This window comes from Novosphingopyxis sp. YJ-S2-01, assembly GCF_016093175.1.
Lineage (GTDB): Bacteria > Pseudomonadota > Alphaproteobacteria > Sphingomonadales > Sphingomonadaceae > Novosphingopyxis > Novosphingopyxis iocasae.
In genome coordinates this window covers 507,034-528,469 of record NZ_JAEDAI010000001.1, presented here as the reverse complement: position 1 = coordinate 528,469, position 21,436 = coordinate 507,034, and the positions used below count along the sequence as shown (strand labels likewise).

Below are 21,436 nucleotides of genomic sequence, written 5' to 3'. Positions count from 1 at the left end.
TTGGAACGCGGCGTTTCAGTCATGGTTAAGCTGTTCGTCGCCATCGCCCCCTCCATGCTATCGGCCCGTCCCATGAACCGCACCATGCCCCGCCTCGCCCTTTGCGCTCTCGCCTTGATGGCTGCGGCGCCTGCCGCTGCGCAAAACACTGCGCCCTACAGCGTCGCCGAAAGCGGGCGCGGCTACGGATCATTGCAAGCCGCAGTCGATGCGATCGGCAATGGCACGGGCACGATCCTGGTCTCCCCCGGCGTACATCGTGATTGCGCGGTGCAGGAAGGCGGCGCGGTGACCTATCGCGCGGCGGTGCCCGGCAAGGCGATTTTCGACGGCGGGATCTGCGAGGATAAGGCCGCGCTCGTCCTGCGCGGACGGGCCGCGACGGTGAACGGGATTATCTTCCAGAACATGGCGGTTGCCGACGGCAACGGCGCGGGCATCCGGCTGGAGCAGGGCAATCTCAGCGTCTCCAACAGCTATTTCCGCAATAGCGAACAGGGCATCCTCACCGCCGACGACCCTTCGTCTGCCATCCGAATCGATCGTTCCACCTTCTCCGGCCTTGGCCGGTGTGACCGGGGGCTGTCCTGCGCGCACAGCATTTACATCGGCGATTACGGATCGCTCAGCGTCACGCGCAGCCGCTTTCAGCAGGGCAATGGCGGCCATTATGTGAAAAGCCGCGCGCGCCGCACGACGGTGACCGATTCGAGCTTTGACGACACGCGCGGGCGCGCCACCAATTATATGATCGATCTGCCTAACGGCTCCACCGGGGTGATCGAGGGCAATGTCTTTGTGCAAGGCCGCGACAAGGAGAATTACTCCGCCTTCATCGCCGTCGCCGCGGAGGGCAAGGAGCATTCGAGCAACGGCCTGATCGTGCGCAACAATGACGCGCGCGTCGGCCCCGGCATCGACCGCACCACGACCTTCCTGGCCGATTGGTCGGGAGACCGGGTGCAGCTTGGCGCAAACCGTCTGGGCCCGAAGCTGAAGCCGTTCGAGCGGCGCTGAGGCGGCGCTGTCCTACGCGGCGGGCAGTCTGTATAGGGGGCGCACCATGACCGCCCGACCGACCGCCGCTCTTCTCCGTTCATCGATGGCAGGGCACGCGTCGACCGAATTCTTCGGGGGTGTCCCGTTACATTTGCGACCTTTCGTTCGCATCGGCGCGGCCCTTGCGGCGTTGCTGCTGATCGCGCTCACGGCCACCTTCTGCGTGGCGGCCCCGGCCCATGCGCAGGGCGGCAACGCCACGCATATCCGCGGTGCGCTGTTGGTCGAGAACGGCAAGGTGGCGCCAGGCGGTGGTGATACGCTGGCGCTGTCGTTCAAGCCGGATGCCGGCTGGCACGGCTATTGGTCCAATCCCGGCGATGCGGGGTTCGGGATCGATCTGAAATGGACGCTGCCGAAGGGCGTGACGGTGGGCGAGGCGCAATTTCCGGTGCCGCAGACGCTGACGATCGCGGGGCTGATGAACCATGTCTATGAAGGGCCGCATGCGCTGCTGTTCGATCTGACGCTGGACAAGAGCGTCGCACCTGGCACGCGGCTGCCGATCGCGCTCGACGCGCAATGGCTCGCCTGTACCGACGAGATTTGCGTGCCGGAGACTGGCCATTTCGAAACGACGCTGGTTGCCGGTCCGGGCGGAAAGGCGGCCACCGAACGGTTCGACGGTTTCCGCTCGGCCCTGCCGACGCCGCTCGATCGGCCCGCAACGTTCGAGGTGGCGAACGGCCTGTTGCGGCTCGCCATCCCCTTCCCGGCCGATGCCGCCGCGCCGGCACCCCATTTCTTTGCGAGCGCCGACGGCATGGTCGATTACGCCGCGCCCCAGCGGTTTTCGCGCGTGGGTGACCGGCTGGTGATGGAGACCAGGGCGGCCGGCGCATCACCCAAGGACGTTTCCGGCCTGCTGGCGCTGGGAGACGGCACCGGCCTTTCCATCTCCGCCGCGCCGGGGGCCGTGCCGACCGGGGGAGTGCCACTGGCGGGCAGTGGCGATCCCGCCGCCGCCGATGCGCCTACCCTGCTTTTAAGCTTTGGCGCGGCGCTGCTTGGCGGCCTGCTCCTCAACATCCTGCCTTGTGTATTCCCGATCCTGGGCCTGAAGGCGATCAGCCTGAGCCGCGCGGCCATCGGCGAGGCGGAGGCGCGCCGCGATGCGCTGGCTTATGGCGCAGGGGCGATCCTTGCCTGCCTGGCGCTGGGCGGTCTGCTGCTCGCTTTGCGCGCGCGCGGTGAGGCGGTGGGCTGGGCATTCCAGTTGCAGGAGCCGGCCGTGGTGGTGGCGCTGTTCCTGCTCACCGTGGGGATCGTCGCCAACCTGCTGGGCATGTTCACCGTACCTGGCCTCGCAGTGGGTGATCGCTTGACCCGATCGGGCGGGGCGAGCGGCAGCTTCTGGACCGGCGCGCTCGCTGCGTTCGTCGCCACGCCCTGCACCGGGCCGTTCATGGCCGCCGCGTTGGGCGCGGCCCTGCTGCTGCCCGTTCCGGCCGCGCTGCTGCTGTTCGCGGGGCTGGGCATCGGACTGGCGCTGCCTTTCCTCGCCATCGGGTTCATCCCCACGCTGCGCCGCTGGCTGCCCAAGCCGGGGGCATGGATGGAGACCTTCCGCAAATGGATGGCGCTGCCGATGGCTCTGACCGCATTGGCGCTGGGCTGGCTGCTGTGGCGTCTGGGCGGCCCGAACCTGATCATCGCGGGCGTCGTCGCGGCGGTGGCGATGCTCGCCATTCTGCTGCTGCTGGGTCGCGGTCAGCGCGGCGGCGCGGGCGCGGTGCCGCTGCTGGCGGCAGGCGCCTTGGCGGTTTTGCTGCTGCCCCCCGCGCTGGTCGCGGCGGCTCCGGAGAGCAGTTTTGCTGCGCACAATGGCCGCAGCAATTCGCTGCCGTTCGATGAGGCGCGGCTGGCGCAATTGCAGGCCGAGGGGCGCCCGATCTTCCTTTATTTCACTGCTGATTGGTGCGTCACCTGCAAGGCGAACGAGGCTGCCGCGATCGAGCGGGAGGGCGTGGCCCGCGCGTTCGAACGGGGCAATGTTGCGGTGATGAGTGGGGACTTCACCCGCCGCGATCCGGCCATCGCACGATTCCTGGCCGCGCATGGCCGGGCGGGCGTGCCTTTTTATCTGTTCTACCCAAAAGACGGCGGAGCGCCGAAAGAGCTACCGCAACTGCTCAGCCAGGATATGCTGATCGATCTGGCGGCGCGTTAGTTTTCGAACTGCACTTCGTGGGTGTGTCCGCGCACGATAATTCCCTTTGTGCCGGTAACCCCGTCGATCGGAATAGACACTTCGAAAGCGCGCTCGGTCACGTCACGCGATATCTGCGCGGCCACTTCGATTACCCAGTAATCAGGCTTTGTCGCGTAAATGCGGGGCGCAAGCTTCACGCCCAGGCCATCGTCGGGAAGGGTGCCGCGCACGCGAAGGAAGCGCGTGCTTCCCATGGGACCGGTTTTGATGACCGCTTCGTCGAAATCGATAAGCCGGGCATTGGGCGCGCCCGTATGGGAACGCGGGGGATTGGATACCATTAAAAAACTCAAACTCCAGGCCGTCACACGCGACCGAACTATCGCCCCCCTCTCCCCATCTGCCGACCCCGGCCGACCCCATCAACCCCGGATTGGTGGTCATGACCGGAAGTCACTGCAAATGCGTGCAATAAAATTACGCTATCGTAACGCAGTAATAATCGGGCGGCCTTTAGCTCATTTTCCGCTGGGTCTTGCCGTATCGCATCTTGCGCGTGCCCGGTCGTCCCTCGGTGGCGCGGCCGCGCGGTGCGGCGACCTGTTCGTCGCCTGGCAGGCCGAGTTCGTCCGCCTCCAGCTTGCGGATCTCGTCGCGCAGGCGCCCGGCTTCCTCGAACTCCAGATCGGCCGCGGCGGTGCGCATCTTCTTCTCCAGATCCTCGATATAGGCGCGCAGATTGTGGCCCACGAGGCTTTCGGGCTCGTCCTTGGACGCCTTGGCTCGATCGTCCTTGCTGGCATAGGCCACGATGTCGGAGATGTTCTTGCGGATCGTCTTCGGCGTGATGCCGTGCTCTTCATTATAGGCGAGCTGCTTTTCGCGCCGCCGGTCGGTCTCGGCCAGCGCGCGCTCCATCGATCCGGTGATGCGATCGGCATAGAGGATCACGCGCCCGTCGACGTTACGGGCGGCGCGGCCGATGGTCTGGATGAGCGAGGTTTCGGAACGCAGAAAGCCTTCCTTGTCGGCATCTAGGATCGCGACCAGCCCGCATTCGGGGATGTCGAGCCCCTCGCGCAGCAAGTTGATGCCGACGAGCACGTCGTACACGCCCATGCGCAGATCCCGGATCAGCTCGATACGCTCCAGCGTCTCGACGTCGGAGTGCATGTAGCGCACCTTGATCCCGGCCTCGTGCATGAACTCGGTGAGGTCTTCGGCCATGCGCTTCGTGAGCGTGGTGACGAGGGTGCGATAGCCCTTCTGCGCGGTGATGCGCGCCTCGTTGATCAGGTCGTCGACCTGTTCCTCGACCGGTTTGATCTCCACCGGCGGATCGATCAGCCCCGTGGGGCGGATCACCTGCTCGGCAAAGACGCCGCTGGTCTCCTCCATCTCCCACTTTCCGGGCGTGGCGGACACCGCAAAAGTCTGCGGGCGCATCGCGTCCCATTCGTTGAAGCGCAAGGGGCGGTTGTCGATGCAGCTCGGCAGGCGGAAGCCATATTCGGCCAGCGTCAGCTTGCGCCGATGGTCCCCGCGCGCCATCGCACCGATCTGCGGCACCGTCTGGTGGCTTTCGTCGACGAACAGCAGCGCGTTGTCGGGCAGATATTCGAACAGGGTCGGCGGCGGCTCGCCGGGCAGGCGGCCGGTGAGGAAGCGACTGTAATTCTCGATGCCGTTGCAGCTGCCGGTGGCGTGGATCATCTCCAGATCGAAATTGGTGCGCTGTTCCAGCCGCTGCGCTTCCAGCAGCTTGCCTTCCGCTTCCAGCTCCTTCAGCCGCTCGGAAAGCTCGAACTTGATGGCTTCGGCGGCCTGCTTCATCGTCGGGCCGGGCGTGACATAGTGCGAGTTCGCATAGACGCGCACCTTGTCCAACTGCGCGCCCTTCTTGCCGGTCAGCGGATCGAACTCGCTGATCGACTCCACCTCGTCGCCGAAAAATTCGATGCGCCAGGCCATGTCTTCATAGTGCGAAGGGAACAGCTCCAGTGTATCGCCGCGCACACGGAAATTACCGCGCGCAAAGGCGGTGTCGTTGCGCTTGTATTGGAGGGCGACGAGCTTGCGGATCAGCTCGCGCTGGTCGACCGTGTCTTCCCTTTTGATGTCGAACACCATCGCCGAATAGGTCTCGACCGATCCGATGCCGTAAAGGCAGGAGACGGAAGCGACGATCAGCACATCGTCGCGTTCCAGCAATGCGCGCGTAGCCGAATGACGCATCCGGTCGATCGCCTCGTTGATCGAGCTTTCCTTCTCGATGTAGGTGTCGGAGCGCGGCACATAGGCTTCGGGCTGATAATAGTCGTAATAGCTGACGAAATATTCGACCGCGTTCTCCGGAAAGAAGCTCTTGAACTCGCCGTAAAGCTGCGCGGCGAGGATCTTGTTGGGGGCCAGCACCAGCGCCGGGCGCTGCAGTTCTTCGATCACCTTGGCCATGGTGAAGGTTTTGCCGGAGCCGGTGACGCCCAGGAGCACCTGCGTCGCCTCGCCATCGCGGGCGCTTTCCGTCAGTTCGGCGATAGCGGTCGGCTGGTCTCCGGACGGCTCATAGTCGCTGACGAGCTTGAACTTCTGCCCACCTTCCGCCTTTTCGGGGCGAACCGGCTTGTGCGGCTTGAAATTCTCGTCGGTCTCGGGCTCTTCCAGCCCGCGTCGGATCACCAGTTCTGCCATCGCGCCTATATGTGGGTGGTGGGGCCCGCTGCCAAGGCGGCTAGGCACGGCGGAAGCACGCGCCTATCTAAAGCGGCCCGATCCCGACCGGAGTTGCCCGATGAAATCCCACGCCGTTCTTCTTGCCGCCGCGGCCGCCTTGGCCACCCTTGCCGGTTGTTCGGGCAAGGAGGAAAGCACGGATGCAGCGCCGGCGGCGGACAGCAGCGCTGCGGCGCCCGAGGCGGCCGCGGCCGAGCGGGCGAGCCCGGAAGAAAGCGCCGCCAATCAGGAGGCGATGGTCCAAACCCTGTCCGACAAGCTGAAGCCGGGCCTGTGGAAGCTGCGTTTCACCGTCACCAGCATCGATGCGCCCGACGCGCCGGAGCCGCTTCGCGCACCGCTCCAATCGCTGAAGGGCACGACTCAGGAATATGCCCATTGCCTGCCTGCCGATCAGGCCGGACGGCCCGATCCGGAGTTTTTCGGCAATGATACCAATAGCGATTGCAGCTACGACAAGTTCAGCCAAAGCGGCGATTTCACCACCATCAGCATGACCTGCGGCGGTGAGGGTGGACGCCGGATGCGCACCGACATGCAAGGGGAGCTGAAGCCGGAAAGCTTCGAACTCGCCATGGCCAACCAGGTGCTGAACAGCCCGAACGGCAAGATCAAGCTGGCCGGCAAGTTGACCGGCACGCGCACCGGATCGTGTGAAGGCTGATGGACGAAGCGGCGATGGAGGCGGTCGCGCTGCGGTCGCTCGCGAACCTTCCGGAAGAATTCCGCCGCTATCTGGGAGATGTGGTCGTGCGGGTGCAGGATCTGGCAACGCAGGAAATGCTGGAATCGGTGGGGCTGACCCATCCGATGCAGCTTTCGGGCCTCTATACCGGCCGGCCGATCGACAACAAAAGCGTCTGGGATGTGTCCGACGGCACGCCCGATCGCATCTACCTCTTCCGCCTGCCGATCCTGGCGGAGGCACGCGAGCGGGACATTCCGGTGGAGCGGTTGGTCCATCATGTCATGATCCACGAGATGGGCCATCATTTCGGCCTGTCCGACGATGACATGCACGCGCTGGAGGACGAGGCCTGAGCCCCGTCCCGCAGAGGTGTGCGCTTAGCGGGTCGGCTTGGGTGAATCGCCGCTATAGTCGTAGAAACCGCGGCCCGATTTGCGGCCGTACCAGCCTGCTTCGACATATTTCACCAGCAGCGGCGCGGGGCGGTATTTGGGATCGCCCGTCGTCTCGTGCAGCACGCGGGTAATTTCCAGACAGGTATCGAGCCCGATGAAATCGGCCAGCGTCAGCGGGCCCATCGGATGGTTGAGGCCCAGGCGGCAGGCGGTGTCGATATCCTCGATGCTCGCCACGCCTTCGCCCAGCGCGAAGCAGGCCTCGTTCAGCATCGGCAGCAGGATGCGGTTCACGATGAAGCCGGGCGCGTCGTTGGCGAACACCATCTGCTTGCCCAGCGCCTTGCCGTAACCGCGCACGGTCTCGACCGTTTCGGTGGACGTGGCGAGGCCCTTGATCACCTCGATCAGGTCCATCACCGGCACGGGGTTGAAAAAGTGCACGCCGATAAAGCGCTCCGGATCGGGCGAGGCCTGGGCGAGCCGCGTGATCGGGATGGAGGAGGTGTTGGACGCCAGCACCGTCTTGTGGCCCAGCACCTTGCCGACCTCGCCGAAGATGGTGCGCTTCACCTCTTCGCGCTCGGTCGCCGCCTCGATAATCAGTCCGGCGCTCGCCATCGGTTCGAAGGAGCCGACCGGCTCGATCCGGCCGAGCGCGGTTTCGGCGGCCTTGGCCTCCATCTTCTCCTTCTCGACCAGGCGGGATAGGCGCTTGCCGATATCCGCCTTGGCCTTTTCGGCGACCTCCAGGCTCACATCGGCCAGAAACACGCGGTAGCCCGCTGCGGCGGACACCTGCGCGATGCCTGCGCCCATCTGCCCTGCGCCGATAATGCCTACGCTGTTCATGCCCGTGTCTCCTTCGCCCGTGGTCGCCTTGTTGGCGCGGGCCTAGAAGATGGGCGCGTTTGGGACAAGCGCGTCGGGGGCGGGAGACGGTTTCACGCCGCCCACCCCGTCCGGGTCAGGCGATGGCGGGCAGCCGGTCCAGATATTTGTCCAGCGTCAGCGGATATTCGCGCACGCGGATGCCGGTGGCGTTGTAGCTCGCATTGGCGATCGCCGCGCCCGGGCCGCAAATGCCCAGCTCGCCCACGCCCTTGGCCTTCATCGGCGAAATCACGGGATCGAGCGTGTCGAGGAAGATGCAGTCCTGATGCGGGATGTCCGCGTGGACCGGCACTTCGTAACCCGCCAGATCATGGTTCACGAAGAAGCCGAAGCGTTCGTCCACATGCAGATCTTCCATCAGTGCGGAGCCCGCGGCCATGGTCATCGCGCCGATCACCTGGCTGCGCGCGGAGAGCGGGTTGAGGATGCGTCCGGCATCGCACACCGCCAGCATCCGCTGGACGCGGGTTTCGCCGGTATAGGCGTCGACCGCGACTTCCACGAAGTGCCCCGCATAGGTGCCGATGTCGTAATCCTGCTGGAACTTGCCGAAGTCCATCTCCCCGTCCGCGGACACAGCGCCCGCTTCGGTCAACTTCGCGGATCCGTCACCCAATGTAATCGAGCCGTCCGCGAAGGTGGCCTGATCGCCATCGATCCCGAGCGCCTCGCCGATCTTGCGGCGGAGGTTGACGCAGGCGGCATAGACGCCCGCGGTGGAGGAGGCCGCGCCCCATTGGCCGCCCGATCCGGCGGCTACGGGATAGTTCGAATCGCCCAGTTCTACCTGCACGCGGTCCAGCGGCAGGCCGAGGCTTTCCGCCGCGGTCTGCGCGATAATGGTGTAGCTGCCGGTGCCGATGTCGGTCATGTCCGTGAACACGGTGAGGCGGCCGTCCTCGGACAGCTGCACACGCGCCGCCGATTTCTGCGTCGGCGCACCGCGATAGCCCGCGGCCACACCCATGCCCTTCAGCCAGCGCCCCTCGCGCGTCGCACCGGGCTCGGCCTTGCGGGAAGACCAGCCGAAGCGCTCCGCCCCTTCGCGCAGGCAGCGGACGAGATGCCGCTCCGAAAACGGCTTGGACGGATCGCCCGGCAACGTCTTGGGCTCGTTGACGATGCGGAACTCTACGGGGTCCATGCCCAGCTTCTCCGCCATTTCGTCCATCGCCACCTCGAGCGCGAGATGGCCGACCGCCTCGCCCGGCGCGCGCATGGCATTGCCTTCGGGCAGATCGATCTGACCGACATAGGAAGCGACCAGTCGGTTGTCCCCGGCGTAGAGCTTGGGCGTCTGCGCGGTGCCATGCTCGCCGCCCTGGCCGGTGATATTGGCGGACCAGCATTCATGGGCGATCGCGCTGATCGTCCCGTCCTCGCCCGCGCCAATGCGCAGCCGCTGGATGGTAGCGGGGCGATGCGTGCAATTATTGGCGATCAGCGGGCGTTGGAGCGCCACTTTAACCGGGCGCTTGGCTGCTTTGGCACCCAAGGCGGCCATCACCGCATCGGCGCGGATGAACAGCTTTCCGCCGAAACCGCCGCCGATATAGGGCGAATCCACCCGGATGTTTTCCGCCGGCATCTTCAGGATGCTGCCCATGGCCTGCTTGGACCAGTTGATCATCTGGTTCGACGTCCAGAGCGTCAGCTTGTCGCCGTCCCAGGCGGCGATGGTCGCCATCGGCTCCATCATCGCATGGCTCTCGTCCGGCGTCGTATATTGGCTGTCGATGGTGACGGGGGCGGACGCATAGGCCGCGTCGAAATCGCCGCGCGTCTCACGCATATCCTCGCCGCCATAGCCCTTGCCGACCTTGGCCGAAGCCTTCACCTTTTCCAGCGAATGGACGCCCTTCGCGCGCTCGTAATCGGTGCGGATCAGGGCGGCGGCGGCGCGGGCCTGCTCGAATGTTTCGGCCACCACCACGGCAATCGCCTGATGATAATGCGCGACATCGCGTCCGCCGAACAGCGGCGCCATGTTGAAATTGCTGCTGCCGACCGGCTCATGCTCGGTCGCCGCGACGACGGCGATCACACCGGGCGCGGCGCGCGCATCGTCCAGGGTCATCGATTTGATGCGCCCCTTCGATATGGCGGAGCCGACCACCCAGCCATAGGCCTGGTTGGCCGCCACATCGTGGCGTTCATAGGCGTAAGGGGCCAGGCCGCTGGTCTTCAGCGGGCCGTCGATCCGGCGCGTGGCCTTGCCGACGATCTTGGCATTGTCGAACAGGTTGTCGCCTGCGGGTGCGTTGAATTCCATGGGGTTCGCTCCTCTCAGGCCTTCGCGTCCGCGAGCACGCCGGCCAGCGTGCGCTCGGCGAGCGGGATCTTGAACTTGTTGTCCTCGGTGGGCCGGGCACCGGCAAAGGCGCGGGCGACCACCGCCTTGGCGCCCTGCGGCATCAGGGCATCGGCTTCCTCCACGCGCCATGGCTTGGGCGCGACGCCGCCAAAGGCGACGCGGCCGGTGCCGTCCGGCATGACGATGGCGGCCACGGAGACCAGCGCAAAGGCATAGGACCGGCGGTCGCGCACCTTGTGGTAGAAATGCTGTCCGCCCAGCGGCTTCGGCAGGCGCACATGGGTGATGATCTCGCCCGGCTCCAGCGCGGTTTCGATCTGCGGCGTATCGCCCCACAGGCGGTGGAAATCCGCGATCGGAATGGCGCGCCGAGTGCCGTCGGGCTTGACCGTCTCCACCACCGCATCGAGCAGGCGCATCGCCACCGCCATATCGCCCGGATAGGTGGCGATGCAGGCGTCCGACGTGCCGATCACGCCGAGCTGGCGGGAAGAGCCGCCGATGGCGGAGCAGCCGCTGCCCGGCCGCCGCTTGTTGCAAGACATGTTGGTGTCGTAAAAATAGGAACAGCGCGTGCGCTGGAGCAGATTGCCCCCCGTCGTCGCCTTGTTGCGCAATTGGCCGGACGCGCCCGCCTGGATCGCGCGGGTGAGCACGGCATAGTCGGACCGCACCCGCCTGTCGGCGGACAGCGCGGTGTTGCTGACCAGCGTGCCGATGCGAAGCCCGCCATCGTCGGTCTTTTCGATTCTATCCAGTCCCAGATCCTGCACATCGACGAGATGCGCGGGCGTCTCGATCTCCAGCTTCATGAGATCGAGGAGGTTGGTGCCCCCGGCGATGAACTTGGCATTTGGATGGGTGGCAACGGCCTTGGCCGCGGCGGCGGGATCGCCCGCGCGTTCATAGGTAAAGCTTTTCATGTTCTCAGCCCTCCGCCACTTCAGACATGGCGTCGGCAATGTTGGAATAGGCGCCGCAGCGGCAGATATTGCCGCTCATCCGCTCACGCATTTCCATATTGGTGGGGGCGATGGAGCCGGTCAGATCGCCGGTCACATGGCTCGGGATGCCCTTGCGGATTTCCTCCAGCGTGGCGACAGCGGAGCATATCTGGCCCGGCGTGCAATAGCCGCATTGATAGCCGTCATGCTTCACGAACGCTTCCTGCATCGGGTGCAGATCGTCCGGTGTGCCGAGCCCTTCGATCGTGGTCACCTCGTCGCCTTCGTGCATCACTGCGAGGCTGAGGCAGCTGTTCACGCGGGTGCCGTTCACCATGACCGTGCAGGCGCCGCACTGGCCATGATCGCAGCCCTTCTTGGTACCGGTGAGCTGCAGATGTTCGCGCAGCGTGTCGAGCAGCGTGGTGCGGGTGTCGAGCTCCACCTCATGCGGCTTGCCGTTCACCTTCATCTTCACCTTCATCTGCGGCGGCGGCGCGGCCTCGTTCCGGCTGCGCTGTGCCAGCGCGGCATGCGGGGCGTTCACCACCGCAGCGGACGCGGCGCTCGCCGCCAGCATGTGCCGGCGCGTGAGGGGGAGGAATTTGCTGTTCGTCAATGTCCGGGCTCCGAAGCGTTCGGGAGTTTGGCGTGCGGGAGGGGCACGTCTTGGCCAAGAGGGTAGGGGCGGGCGCGCACAAAGTCTAATCGGCTGATTCGATTAGGCCCATGGACGGGCGAGTCGTGCACGGGGCCGCCGTGATTGACGAGCGGTGACATGCGGTTCAGACCTGCAGGATCGAAGTGGCCAGCGAGCTGGAAGGAGCGCATGCGAGACTTATGAGAAGCCCCCTGATCCTGGCCGGTGTCGGCCTGTTCGCCCTTACCGCCCAACCGCTTTTCGCGCAGGAAGAGCAGAGCCCACCCGAAGGCGCGCCCGCGCAGACCGAGGCCGCGCCTGCTGCGACGCCCCCGCCCATGGCAGGCTCCGCCACCGGCAGCGCTCAGGCCGGGCCGAACCGGCGCTTTACCGGCGAAGATCTGTTCAACCTGGCCGTCGCCGCCGACCCGGAGATCAGCCCGGACGGCCGCCGCATCGCCTATGTGCGCCAGTCGAACGACATCATGCAGGATCGCGCGGTCAGCAACATCTGGATGATCGACACCGCCACCGGCAGGCAGACGCCGCTCGCCGGGCAGGACGGCGATGCCTTTTCGCCGCGCTGGTCGCCCGACGGCACGCGGCTTGCTTATGTCTCCACCGCCGGCGGCAGCCCGCAGCTCTGGGTGCGCTGGATGGACGGCGGAGAGGCGGTGCGCCTCACCGGCCTTCCCACCAGCCCGAGCAGCCTCGCCTGGTCGCCCGACGGGCAGTCGATCGCCTACACCATGCTGGTGAAGGATGAGGGGCTGAAGCTCGGCAGTCAGCCCAAGGACAAGCCCGAAGGCGCGAAATGGGCCGAGCCGCTGGAGATCTACGACCTGCTCACCTACCGCGCCGACGGGCAGGGCTATATCCAGCCCGGCTTCGACAAGATCTTCATGATCCCGGCCAGCGGCGGCGCGCCGCGTCAGCTCACCTTCGGGCCCTATCATGACGGCGGTCCGCTCAGCTGGTCGAAGGACGGCCGCACGCTCTATTTCGGTGCGAACCGCAAGCCCGACTGGCAGACCGATCCGGTGGAGGGCGAAGTCTATGCGCTCGATATCGCCAGCGGCGCGATCCGCCAGCTTACCGACCGCGATGGGCCGGACGGGCATCCCGTGGTTTCCCCGGACGGCAGCAAAATCGCCTATCTCGGTTTCGACGACGCGCGCCGCGCTTATGAGAATGACGATCTCTATGTGATGAACACGGACGGATCGAACCGGCGCATCCTCACCGAAAACTGGGACTTCAGCCCGGCGAATATCGTCTGGGATCATGACGGCGGCGGCATCTACGCCCAATATGACGATGCGGGCGAGACCAAGGTGGCGCGCATCGGCCTCGACGGATCGTTGCGCGACGTGGTGAGCGGCGTGGACGGCGGCGGACTGGACCGGCCCTATACCGGCGGCAGCTTTTCGGTGGCCGATAACGATGCGATCGCCTTCACCGGCGGCACGGCGACGCGGCCTGCCGAGGTGCAGCTGGCGGCGAACGGGCGCACCCGCATCCTGACCGATCTCAACGCCTCGATGCGTGCCACCAAGGCGCTGGGGCAGGTGCGCAAGATCACCGCCACATCCAGCGTCGGCGGCCTCTCGATCGACGGCTGGCTGACGCTGCCGCCGGGCTATGTCGAGGGCAGCCGCGTTCCGTTGATCCTGGAAATCCATGGCGGTCCCTTCGCCGCCTATGGTCCGCATTTCTCCACCGACAACCAGCTTTATGCCGCCGCGGGCTATGCCGTCCTTTCCGCCAATCCGCGCGGATCTACGAGCTATGGCGAGGATTTCGCCGATGCGATCGACAAGGCCTATCCGGGCAATGATTATTTCGATCTGATGAGCATCGTCGACCGGGCGGTGGAGATGGGCGTGGCCGACCCGAACGCGCTCTATGTTACCGGCGGTTCGGGCGGCGGGGTGCTGACCAGCTGGATCGTCGGCAAGACGGATCGGTTCAAAGCGGCCGCCGCGCAGAAGCCGGTGATCAACTGGACCACGCAGGCGCTCACCGCCGACGGCCCGGCCTTTTTCGGCCCCTATTGGATCGGCGGCCAACCCTGGGAAAATCAGGAAGCCTATTGGAAGCTTTCGCCGCTCTCGCTGGTCGGCAATGTGGAAACGCCCACGCTCGTTGTCGTCGGCAGCGAGGATTATCGCACACCGGTGAGCGAGGCGGAGCAATATTACACCGCGCTGCGCCTGCGCGGCGTGCCCACCGCACTGGTCAAAGTGCCCGGCGCCAGCCACGGCAGCATCGCCGCGCGGCCTTCTCAGGCGGCGGCCAAGGCGGCGGCGATCCTGGCATGGTTCGAAAAGTACAAGGCTAGCTGGACGCCTCCCGCGGAGGCTGCTGCGCCTTAAGCGGTAACGTTATTGCGAGGAGCCGGAGGCGACGAAGCAATCCAGGGCGACTGCAGCGCTGTAACGGCTCTGGATTGCCACGTCGCCCTGCGGGCTCCTCGCAATGACGGCTTTTCCAGCTCGTTAGGAAACAGCAGTCCGTAGCCCTGAGCTTGTCGAAGGGCGTTTCGCCTCCTTGGTGCGCGTTCGATAAACGCCCTTCGACAGGCTCAGGGCTTCGGAGTGGAGGCTGTGGACCGCCCTTCAGCTCTTGCCCCAATATTCGTCGCGCAGCAGGCGCTTGTAGAGCTTGCCGGTCTCCGCGCGCGGCAGTTCGTCGCGGAAATCGTAGCGGCGCGGGGCTTTGACGTGGCTGAGATGTTCGCGCGCGAAAGCGCCCAGCCGCGCGGCCAGCTCGTCGCGGTCCGCTTCCGGATCGGCGGGCTGGATCACGGCCACCACCTCCTCGCCCATTTCCTCATGCGGCGCGCCGATCACGGCGGCGTCCGCCACGTCGGGATGCGTCACCAGCAGGTTCTCGATCTCCTGCGGGTAGATGTTCACGCCGCCCGATATGATCATGAAGCTCTTGCGGTCGGTAAGGTAGAGATAGCCCTCCTCGTCCAGCCAGCCGACATCGCCCAGCGTATTCCAGCCCTGTTCGTTATGAACCTCGGCGGTCTTGTCGGGGTCGTTATGATATTCGAACGAGGCGCCGCCCGCGAAGTAGATGGTGCCTTCCTCGCGCGGGCCCAGCACGGTGCCGTCCTCGCCCACGATCTTGGTGGTGGAGATGAGATTGCGACCGACCGAGCCTTCATGGGCAAGCCATTCGGCGCTGGAAATGGCGCACAGGCCGCTGCCCTCGGTGCCGGCATAATATTCGCCGACGATCGGCCCCCACCAGTCGATCATCGCGCGTTTCACCGGCACGGGGCAGGGCGCAGCGGCGTGCCAGACGGCCTTCAGGCTGGAATGATCATAGGCCTTCCGCACCTCCTCCGGCAGCTTCAGCATGCGGATGAAATGCGTCGGCACCCACTGCGCATGGGTGACCTTGTACCGCTCGATCAGCCGAAGCGCTTCTTCCGGATCGAAACGGTCCATCACCAGCACGGTGCCGCCTACCTGTTGCACGGCCATCGACCAGCGCAGGGGCGCGGCATGATAGAGCGGGGCGGGCGAGAGATAGACCATGTCCGCGGAGAAACCGTACAGGCCCTTGCCGAGCATCGCGAGCGGCGAGACATTGGAGCCGAACGGCTCTTCGCTCAGCGGATGCTTGATGCCCTTCGGATGGCCGGTGGTGCCGGAGGAATAGAGCATGATGCCGCCCGGTCGCGGATCGTCCAGCGCCTGCGCGGACTGCTCGTCGCGCGCGTCTTCATAGGAACGAAAGCCGGGGATCGTGCCGTCCGCCATCAACAGTGCGCAGCCGTCCATGCGCGGGGCCAGTTCGGCGGCGAGGGCAGCCACCCCCTTGCTCGCGATCAGCACCCGGCAATCGCCGTCGCGGACGATATATTCGGCTTCGGCGGCGTTCAGTTTGGACGAGATGCAGGTGCAGTAGATGCCGCTGCGCTCCGCCGCCCACAGGATTTCGAAATAGCGCGGCGAATTGTCCATCAGCACCGCCATGCCCTGCCCGCGTGTCAGCCCTAGCGAGCGGATCAGCCGCGCGCCCCGATTGGCACGCGCGTCCAGTTCGGCATAACTCACGCACTCCCCGGTCGCGGCCATGATATAGGCCGGGTGGTCGGGACGGTTCACCGCATGGTCAACCGGGTGCAGGCGCACGGCCTCGCTCATCGTTCCTCTCCTTCAAGCGATCACGCCCGCTTTGCGCAGGTCTGCGATCTTTTCCTCGTCATAACCGCATCGGCCGAGCAGATCATCGCTGTGTCTGCCTGCTTGCGGGGGCGGGGTCGGTGCATCGGTCGGCGTGCCGCCATAGCGCGGCGCGGGCGCGGGTTGGGTCGTCCCGGCGACCTCGATAAAGGTGCCACGCGCGGCATTGTGCGGGTGCTCGGGCGCTTCGGCCATCGAGAGCACCGGCGCGAAGCAGATGTCCGTATGCCCCATCTTCTCGCACCAGTGATCGCGCGGTTTGGAGGCAATGATGGAGGCGACTTTTTCCTTCAGCGCGGGCCAGCGGCCTGCGTCCATCTGCGCGTCGAAATCGGGATCGTCGGTGAGCCCCAGCGCTTCGCGGAGTTGCGCGTAGAATTGCGGTTCGATCGATCCGATCGCGATGAACCTGCCGTCGGCGCATTCGTAGCTGTCGTAGAAATGCGCCGCACCGTCGAGCAGGTTGGTGCCCGCCTCGTCCTTCCACATGCCCGCCGCTCGGAAGCCCCAGGTCATGGCGGTGAGCAGCGCCGATCCGTCGGTCATCGCGCAGTCGATCACCTGGCCGTCCGCGCCGTTCTTCACGGCCAGCAGCGCGCTCACCATGCCGAAGGCGAGCATCATGCCGCCGCCGCCGAAATCTCCCAGATAGTTGACCGGCGGCACCGGCTTTTCGCCCTTGCGGCCGATGCCGTGCAGAGCGCCGGACAGCGCGATATAATTGATGTCATGCCCCGCGGCCTGCGCATAGGGCCCGGTCTGCCCCCAACCGGTCATCCGTCCATAGACGAGCTTGGGATTGTCGCCCAGCAGGATGTCGGGGCCCAGGCCCAGCCGCTCGGTCACGCCGGGGCGAAAACCCTCGATCAGCCCGTCGGCATCCTTGGCCAGATCGCGGATCAGCGCGACGCCCTCGGGCGATTTCATGTCGACCGCGATCGAGCGGCGGGAGCGCAGCAGCGGATCGGTGGCCTGTATACGCCCACCGATGCGCTCCACACGGATCACCTCCGCGCCGTGATCGGCCAGCATCATGCCGCAAAAGGGAGCAGGGCCGATGCCTGCCAGTTCGATGATGCGGATACCGGCCAGCGGTCCTGCCATGAAAGGCTCCTCTCTCAAAAGCGAGGGGCCGATCTTGGCGCCGGCCCTCCCGCGGGGGGTCGGCGCTCAGCGCGCGGGGTAGCGCAGCCGTCCGATGAAGCGGGACAGGCTCAGGCGATCGCGGTCTCCGCCGCCGGTCCACTGCGCCTTGGCCTTTTCGAACTGCATCACATTCTCGATCCGCCGGGCCAGGAAGCCGCGAGTTTCGGCATGGTCTTCGCTATCGTCGTTGACGAACACGGTCAGCGTGGAGCCGTAGACGCCGGTCAGGATCATGCGCTTGGTATAATGGTTGTAATCGGTCGCGGTGTCGCCCGCCATCCGCCACATCCGGTCCGACGTGCGCCAGGCGATCCTGGCGGTGCGCGGCAGGTTCTGCGGCATCGCCTGGATCGCCATCGCGCGGCGCAGCGCCTCCTTGTCCGGCTCCGCGATCTCCAACCGGGTTTCGATCATGGAGCGGATCTTGTCGCGGATCTTCATCGCATCGAGTGTTTCCGGCGGAAGCCGCCGGGCCATCTCGGCATCGGTCGATTCGATCCAGGCGTCGATCATGTCCATCGCCCCGCCCTTGAAGGCGAGCCGGGCGATGTCCGGATCCACGTCTGCACCCTCGGCCGTCATCGTCACCGCTTCGGGCGTCCATCCATCGAAAGCCGCATTCTGCGCAAGCAGCGGCGCGAGTTTCACGCGCACTTCGTCCAATGTCAGATCTGCGGGATCGCTCATTGTTTCCTGGTCCATGGGGGATGAGCCTATAGTCTTGCTGCGTGCATGCAAAGAACTCCTTCGATTGCAGCGGGAACGCGCCGCACCTAGCTGGGTTTCAGACCGAAACTGAATTCATGATAAGGAGTGACCCATGGCCGCAAGCCTGTTTGATCCCATCCGCCTCGGCGCCATCGAGGCGAAGAACCGCATCCTGATGGCTCCGCTCACCCGCGGCCGTGCAACCCGCACGCATGTGCCCGTGGAGATGATGGCGACCTATTATGCGCAGCGCGCCGGCGCCGGGCTGATCATCAGCGAAGCGACGGGCATGAGCGCGGAAGGGCTCGGCTGGCCCTATGCGCCCGGTCTCTGGAACGCGCAGCAGACCGAGGCGTGGAAGCCGGTGACCGATGCCGTGCACGAAAAGGGCGGCAAGATCATCGCGCAGCTCTGGCATATGGGCCGCATCCACCATTCCAGCCTGAACGAGGGCAAACAGCCCGTTTCCGCCAGCGCCACCACCGCGCCCGGCCAGGCCCACACCTATGACGGCAAGCAGGATTTCGAGGAGGCTCGCCCGCTGGAACTCAGCGAGATCCCGCGCCTGCTGGACGATTATGCCAATGCCGCCGAGAACGCGAAAAAGGCGGGCTTCGACGGGGTGCAGCTGCACGCGGCGAACGGCTATCTGATCGACCAGTTTCTGCGCGACAACAGCAATCTGCGCGAAGACGAATATGGCGGCTCGATCGAAAATCGCACCCGGCTGCTGCGCGAAGTGACCGATCGGCTGATTGACATCTGGGGCGCGGACCGCACCGCCGTGCGCCTGTCGCCCAATGGCGCGACGCAGGGCGTCGACGATAGTAATCCGGAAGCGCTGTTCACCCATGCCGCCGCTTTGCTGAACGAGCGCAAGATCGCCTTCCTGGAACTGCGCGAGCCCGGCCCGGACGGCACCTTCGGGCGCACCGAAGTACCCAAGAAGAGCCCGGCGATTCGCAAGGCCTTCAACGGCCCGCTGGTGCTCAACAGCGATTACGGGGTCGAGGACGGTCAGGCCGATCTCGATGCGGACCGCGCCGACGCCATCAGCTATGGCCGCCCCTTCCTCGCCAACCCGGATCTCGTGGAGCGTTTCCGCCAGGGCGCGCCGCTGAACGAGGGTGAGATGAAGACGTGGTACAGCCAGGGGCCGGAAGGCTATATCGACTACCCCACGCTGGAAGAGCAGCGCGCGGAGGCCTGAGCCTCGCGGGATAGACCAAACCCGTTCGGGCCGAGCCGGCCGAAACCCGGCTCGGCCCGAACGGAATAATGATACTTTGCTACATCGGTGCTAGCCAAGCCCCGGCTTTATTGATAATCGGTCGCAGTTTCATGAAACTGTCCGACCTGCCACGACGTGTCCCGGCCCGCATTGCCGCGATCGACTGGGATTCGCTCCCCCCCGCCGAAGGCAGCCGCCTGCGCGCGCTCGGCTTCGAGGCTGGCGCTTTCGTCGAGACGCTGCACAAGGGCATGCTGTTCTGGCGCGATCCGATCGCGGTGCGGATAGGCCGCATGACGGTGGCGATGCGCACGCACCACGCCGCGGCCATCGAATGCGAGGAACGGCGCTAGGCCGGGACGGACGGGACGCGAGCTATGACGACGCATCAACCCCTTATCGCGCTGGCGGGCAACCCGAATGCGGGCAAGAGCGCGCTGTTCAACGCGCTCACCGGCGCGCGGCAGAAGATCGCCAACTATCCGGGCGTGACGGTGGAGCGCAAATCGGGCCGCCTGTTCCTGTCGGACGGCCGCCCGGTCGAGGTGGTCGATCTGCCCGGCAGCTACAGCCTCAAACCCCATAGCCTCGATGAAAAGGTGACGCGCGACGTCGTAACCGGGCAGCTGGACGGCCAGCGCCGCCCGGACGCCATCGTCGTGGTGGTCGATGCCTCCAACCTCGACAACCATCTGCGTTTCGCGCTGGAGTTGATCGACCTCGGCCTGCCGGTCGTCGTCGCGCTCAACATGGTCGATCTGGCCAAGCGCGACGGGCTGGAGCTCGATCCGCAGAACCTGTCCGCGCAGCTCGGCGTGCCGGTGATCGAAACCGTCGCGGTACGCCGCCGCGGGATCGCCGAGCTGAACGATGCCATCGAAAACGCGCTGGCGGGCGGCCGTTCGGACGTGCCGCTGCCGGCCGATCTCGACAATGAAGACCGGCTGGCCATCTATTCGGTGCGCGCCCGCAAGCTTGCCCGCTCTGCAATCAAGAGCGAGACGGCGACGCGGCAATGGACGCGCATGATCGATTCGGTGCTGCTGCACCCGCTGGCCGGAATGGTGGTCCTCATCGGCCTGATGTTCCTGATGTTCCAGGCGGTATTCGCCTGGTCGGAAGCGCCGATCGGCTGGATCGAGGGCGGCATGGACTGGTTGGCTGGCCTTGCGGGCGGCGCGCTGCCCGACGGCATTGTGCGATCCTTTGTGGTCGACGGCGTGATCGCGGGTGTCGGATCCGTCATCGTGTTCCTTCCGCAGATCCTGATCCTGTTCCTCTTCATCCTGGTGCTCGAAGCGACGGGCTACATGACCCGCGCGGCCTTTGTGATGGACCGGATGATGGCGAGTGTCGGGCTGTCCGGCCACAGCTTCATCCCGCTTCTGTCCAGCTTCGCCTGCGCCATCCCCGGCATCATGGCCACCCGCTCGATCCGCGACGAGAAGGATCGGCTCACCACCATCCTCGTCGCGCCGCTGATGACCTGTTCGGCGCGCCTGCCGGTCTATACGATCATCATCGCGTCCTTCATTCCCGCGCGCAGCGTGGGGCCGGGCATCGGGTTGCAGGGGCTGGTGCTGCTGGGCCTCTATCTCTTCGGCATCGTCGGCGCGATGATCGTCTCGCTGGTCCTGCGGCGCAGCGTGACGAAGGGCGCGGGGTCCGGCTTCCTGATCGAGATGCCGAAATATCAGATGCCGCACATCCGCGACGTGGCGATCGGCCTGTTCCAGCGCGCCTGGATCTTCATGCGCCGCGCGGGCACAATCATCTTCTTCGCCACCATCCTGCTCTGGGCGCTGCTCAGCTTCCCCAAGGCGCCTGCGGACAGCGGCATCAGTCAGGTCGATTATTCGGTGGCGGGCCGCATCGCCAACACGATCACCCCAGCAGTGGAGCCGATCGGCTTCAACCGCGACATTGCGCTGGCGCTGATCCCGGCCATGGCCGCGCGTGAAGTGGCCGTCTCCGCGCTCGGCACCGTCTATGCGATCGATGCCGAGAATGATGAGGGGGCTGTGGTGCTGGGCGACCGGTTGGCCGCGGACTGGACGCTGCCCACCGCGCTCGCCTTCCTGATGTGGTTCGTGTTCGCCCCGCAATGCATCTCCACCATCGCGGTGACGCGGCGCGAGACGGCAGGCTGGAAATGGCCCACCTTCATGGTCGTGTACCTGTTCGGCCTCGCTTATGTGATGAGCGGGCTGACCTATTGGGCCGCGCGCGCGGCGGGGCTGTAGCGGAATTTCCCGGCACCGTTCGGGCTGAGCTTGTCGAAGCCCGGTCCTTTATCTAAGCCTTCCGGCAAGACGGTGCTTCGACAAGCT

Annotated in this window: 17 protein-coding genes; 8 read left to right on the top strand and 9 right to left on the bottom strand. The window is 65.6% G+C overall.

Annotation, left to right across the window (positions count from 1 at the left end):
- The first annotated feature begins 84 nt into the window (after positions 1-84).
- A complete protein-coding gene (locus I6A82_RS02480; protein ID WP_442945120.1) occupies positions 85-1,017 on the top strand; it encodes a right-handed parallel beta-helix repeat-containing protein in 933 nt (310 codons plus the stop codon).
- Positions 1,018-1,102: 85 nt separating this feature from the next.
- The gene (locus tag I6A82_RS02475; protein WP_198095457.1) at positions 1,103-3,229 is read left to right on the top strand and encodes a protein-disulfide reductase DsbD domain-containing protein; all 2,127 of its coding nucleotides are present in this window, start codon (positions 1,103-1,105) and stop codon (positions 3,227-3,229) included.
- Here the strand turns inward: I6A82_RS02475 and I6A82_RS02470 are convergent.
- Positions 3,226-3,552 carry a hypothetical protein gene (locus tag I6A82_RS02470; RefSeq protein ID WP_198093589.1) on the bottom strand — a complete coding sequence of 109 codons (327 nt, stop codon included), beginning with the start codon at positions 3,550-3,552 and terminating at the stop codon, positions 3,226-3,228. The two genes, I6A82_RS02475 and I6A82_RS02470, sit on opposite strands and share 4 nt — an antisense overlap.
- A 172-nt stretch (positions 3,553-3,724) precedes the next feature.
- Complete coding sequence (uvrB, locus tag I6A82_RS02465; RefSeq protein WP_198093588.1) at positions 3,725-5,902, bottom strand: excinuclease ABC subunit UvrB; 2,178 nt, start codon at positions 5,900-5,902, stop codon at positions 3,725-3,727.
- A gap of 100 nt (positions 5,903-6,002) precedes the next feature.
- Here uvrB and I6A82_RS02460 point away from each other — a divergent pair, with 100 nt between their 5' ends.
- Both I6A82_RS02460 and I6A82_RS02455 read left to right on the top strand, forming a co-directional pair.
- Positions 6,003-6,608: a DUF3617 domain-containing protein gene (locus tag I6A82_RS02460; RefSeq protein WP_198093587.1), complete on the top strand. Its 606-nt coding sequence runs from the start codon at positions 6,003-6,005 to the stop codon at positions 6,606-6,608.
- On the top strand, positions 6,608-6,985 hold the full coding sequence (locus tag I6A82_RS02455) for a metallopeptidase family protein (protein WP_187337117.1): 378 nt from the start codon (positions 6,608-6,610) through the stop codon (positions 6,983-6,985). Before I6A82_RS02460 ends, I6A82_RS02455 begins: the two co-directional genes overlap by 1 nt.
- Positions 6,986-7,009: 24 nt before the next feature.
- On the opposite strand, the gene I6A82_RS02450 is transcribed toward I6A82_RS02455, so the two are convergent.
- The 4 genes from I6A82_RS02450 to paoA all read right to left on the bottom strand — a co-directional run bounded on the left by I6A82_RS02450 (position 7,010) and on the right by paoA (position 11,798).
- Complete coding sequence (locus I6A82_RS02450; protein WP_198093586.1) at positions 7,010-7,879, bottom strand: 3-hydroxyacyl-CoA dehydrogenase NAD-binding domain-containing protein; 870 nt, start codon at positions 7,877-7,879, stop codon at positions 7,010-7,012.
- 115 nt (positions 7,880-7,994) lie between these two features.
- Complete coding sequence (gene paoC / locus I6A82_RS02445) at positions 7,995-10,193, bottom strand: aldehyde oxidoreductase molybdenum-binding subunit PaoC (protein ID WP_198093585.1); 2,199 nt, start codon at positions 10,191-10,193, stop codon at positions 7,995-7,997.
- 14 nt (positions 10,194-10,207) lie between these two features.
- Entirely contained in the window at positions 10,208-11,158 is a 951-nt protein-coding gene (locus I6A82_RS02440; RefSeq protein WP_198093584.1) for an FAD binding domain-containing protein, read from the bottom strand.
- A 4-nt stretch (positions 11,159-11,162) separates the two neighbouring features.
- The gene (paoA, locus tag I6A82_RS02435; RefSeq protein WP_269750365.1) at positions 11,163-11,798 is read right to left on the bottom strand and encodes an aldehyde dehydrogenase iron-sulfur subunit PaoA; all 636 of its coding nucleotides are present in this window, start codon (positions 11,796-11,798) and stop codon (positions 11,163-11,165) included.
- A 221-nt stretch (positions 11,799-12,019) separates the two neighbouring features.
- Here paoA and I6A82_RS02430 point away from each other — a divergent pair, with 221 nt between their 5' ends.
- A complete protein-coding gene (locus tag I6A82_RS02430; protein WP_198093583.1) occupies positions 12,020-14,194 on the top strand; it encodes an alpha/beta hydrolase family protein in 2,175 nt (724 codons plus the stop codon).
- A gap of 243 nt (positions 14,195-14,437) precedes the next feature.
- On the opposite strand, the gene I6A82_RS02425 is transcribed toward I6A82_RS02430, so the two are convergent.
- The 3 genes from I6A82_RS02425 to I6A82_RS02415 all read right to left on the bottom strand — a co-directional run bounded on the left by I6A82_RS02425 (position 14,438) and on the right by I6A82_RS02415 (position 17,869).
- Positions 14,438-15,982, bottom strand: a complete 1,545-nt coding sequence (locus tag I6A82_RS02425; RefSeq protein ID WP_198093582.1) for an acyl-CoA synthetase — start codon at positions 15,980-15,982, stop codon at positions 14,438-14,440.
- A 12-nt stretch (positions 15,983-15,994) separates the two neighbouring features.
- Entirely contained in the window at positions 15,995-17,125 is a 1,131-nt protein-coding gene (locus I6A82_RS02420; RefSeq protein WP_198093581.1) for a CaiB/BaiF CoA transferase family protein, read from the bottom strand.
- 66 nt (positions 17,126-17,191) lie between these two features.
- Positions 17,192-17,869, bottom strand: a complete 678-nt coding sequence (locus tag I6A82_RS02415) for a COQ9 family protein (RefSeq protein ID WP_442945046.1) — start codon at positions 17,867-17,869, stop codon at positions 17,192-17,194.
- Between the two features lie 118 nt (positions 17,870-17,987).
- Between I6A82_RS02415 and I6A82_RS02410 the strand changes: the two genes are divergently transcribed.
- The 3 genes from I6A82_RS02410 (at position 17,988) to feoB (ending at position 21,349) form a co-directional block, all read left to right on the top strand.
- Complete coding sequence (locus I6A82_RS02410) at positions 17,988-19,085, top strand: alkene reductase (RefSeq protein ID WP_198093580.1); 1,098 nt, start codon at positions 17,988-17,990, stop codon at positions 19,083-19,085.
- 131 nt (positions 19,086-19,216) lie between these two features.
- Positions 19,217-19,459, top strand: a complete 243-nt coding sequence (locus tag I6A82_RS02405) for a FeoA family protein (RefSeq protein WP_187334874.1) — start codon at positions 19,217-19,219, stop codon at positions 19,457-19,459.
- 24 nt (positions 19,460-19,483) lie between these two features.
- Positions 19,484-21,349 (top strand): ferrous iron transporter B, encoded by a 1,866-nt coding sequence (feoB, locus tag I6A82_RS02400; protein WP_198093579.1) that lies wholly within the window; start codon positions 19,484-19,486, stop codon positions 21,347-21,349.
- The last annotated feature ends 87 nt before the right edge of the window (positions 21,350-21,436 follow it).

What these genes read in the sequence shown, in the direction of transcription:
- I6A82_RS02475 (WP_198095457.1), top strand. Translation starts at nt 1,103, where the DNA reads ATGGCAGGGCACGCGTCGACCGAATTCTTCGGGGGTGTCCCGTTACAT.
- I6A82_RS02425 (WP_198093582.1), bottom strand. Translation starts at nt 15,982, where the DNA reads ATGAGCGAGGCCGTGCGCCTGCACCCGGTTGACCATGCGGTGAACCGT.
- paoC (WP_198093585.1), bottom strand. Translation starts at nt 10,193, where the DNA reads ATGGAATTCAACGCACCCGCAGGCGACAACCTGTTCGACAATGCCAAG.
- feoB (WP_198093579.1), top strand. Translation starts at nt 19,484, where the DNA reads ATGACGACGCATCAACCCCTTATCGCGCTGGCGGGCAACCCGAATGCG.
- I6A82_RS02405 (WP_187334874.1), top strand. Translation starts at nt 19,217, where the DNA reads ATGAAACTGTCCGACCTGCCACGACGTGTCCCGGCCCGCATTGCCGCG.
- I6A82_RS02410 (WP_198093580.1), top strand. Translation starts at nt 17,988, where the DNA reads ATGGCCGCAAGCCTGTTTGATCCCATCCGCCTCGGCGCCATCGAGGCG.
- I6A82_RS02430 (WP_198093583.1), top strand. Translation starts at nt 12,020, where the DNA reads ATGAGAAGCCCCCTGATCCTGGCCGGTGTCGGCCTGTTCGCCCTTACC.
- I6A82_RS02460 (WP_198093587.1), top strand. Translation starts at nt 6,003, where the DNA reads ATGAAATCCCACGCCGTTCTTCTTGCCGCCGCGGCCGCCTTGGCCACC.
- uvrB (WP_198093588.1), bottom strand. Translation starts at nt 5,902, where the DNA reads ATGGCAGAACTGGTGATCCGACGCGGGCTGGAAGAGCCCGAGACCGAC.
- I6A82_RS02450 (WP_198093586.1), bottom strand. Translation starts at nt 7,879, where the DNA reads ATGAACAGCGTAGGCATTATCGGCGCAGGGCAGATGGGCGCAGGCATC.
- I6A82_RS02455 (WP_187337117.1), top strand. Translation starts at nt 6,608, where the DNA reads ATGGACGAAGCGGCGATGGAGGCGGTCGCGCTGCGGTCGCTCGCGAAC.
- I6A82_RS02415 (WP_442945046.1), bottom strand. Translation starts at nt 17,869, where the DNA reads ATGGACCAGGAAACAATGAGCGATCCCGCAGATCTGACATTGGACGAA.
- I6A82_RS02470 (WP_198093589.1), bottom strand. Translation starts at nt 3,552, where the DNA reads ATGGTATCCAATCCCCCGCGTTCCCATACGGGCGCGCCCAATGCCCGG.
- I6A82_RS02440 (WP_198093584.1), bottom strand. Translation starts at nt 11,158, where the DNA reads ATGAAAAGCTTTACCTATGAACGCGCGGGCGATCCCGCCGCCGCGGCC.
- I6A82_RS02420 (WP_198093581.1), bottom strand. Translation starts at nt 17,125, where the DNA reads ATGGCAGGACCGCTGGCCGGTATCCGCATCATCGAACTGGCAGGCATC.
- I6A82_RS02480 (WP_442945120.1), top strand. Translation starts at nt 85, where the DNA reads ATGCCCCGCCTCGCCCTTTGCGCTCTCGCCTTGATGGCTGCGGCGCCT.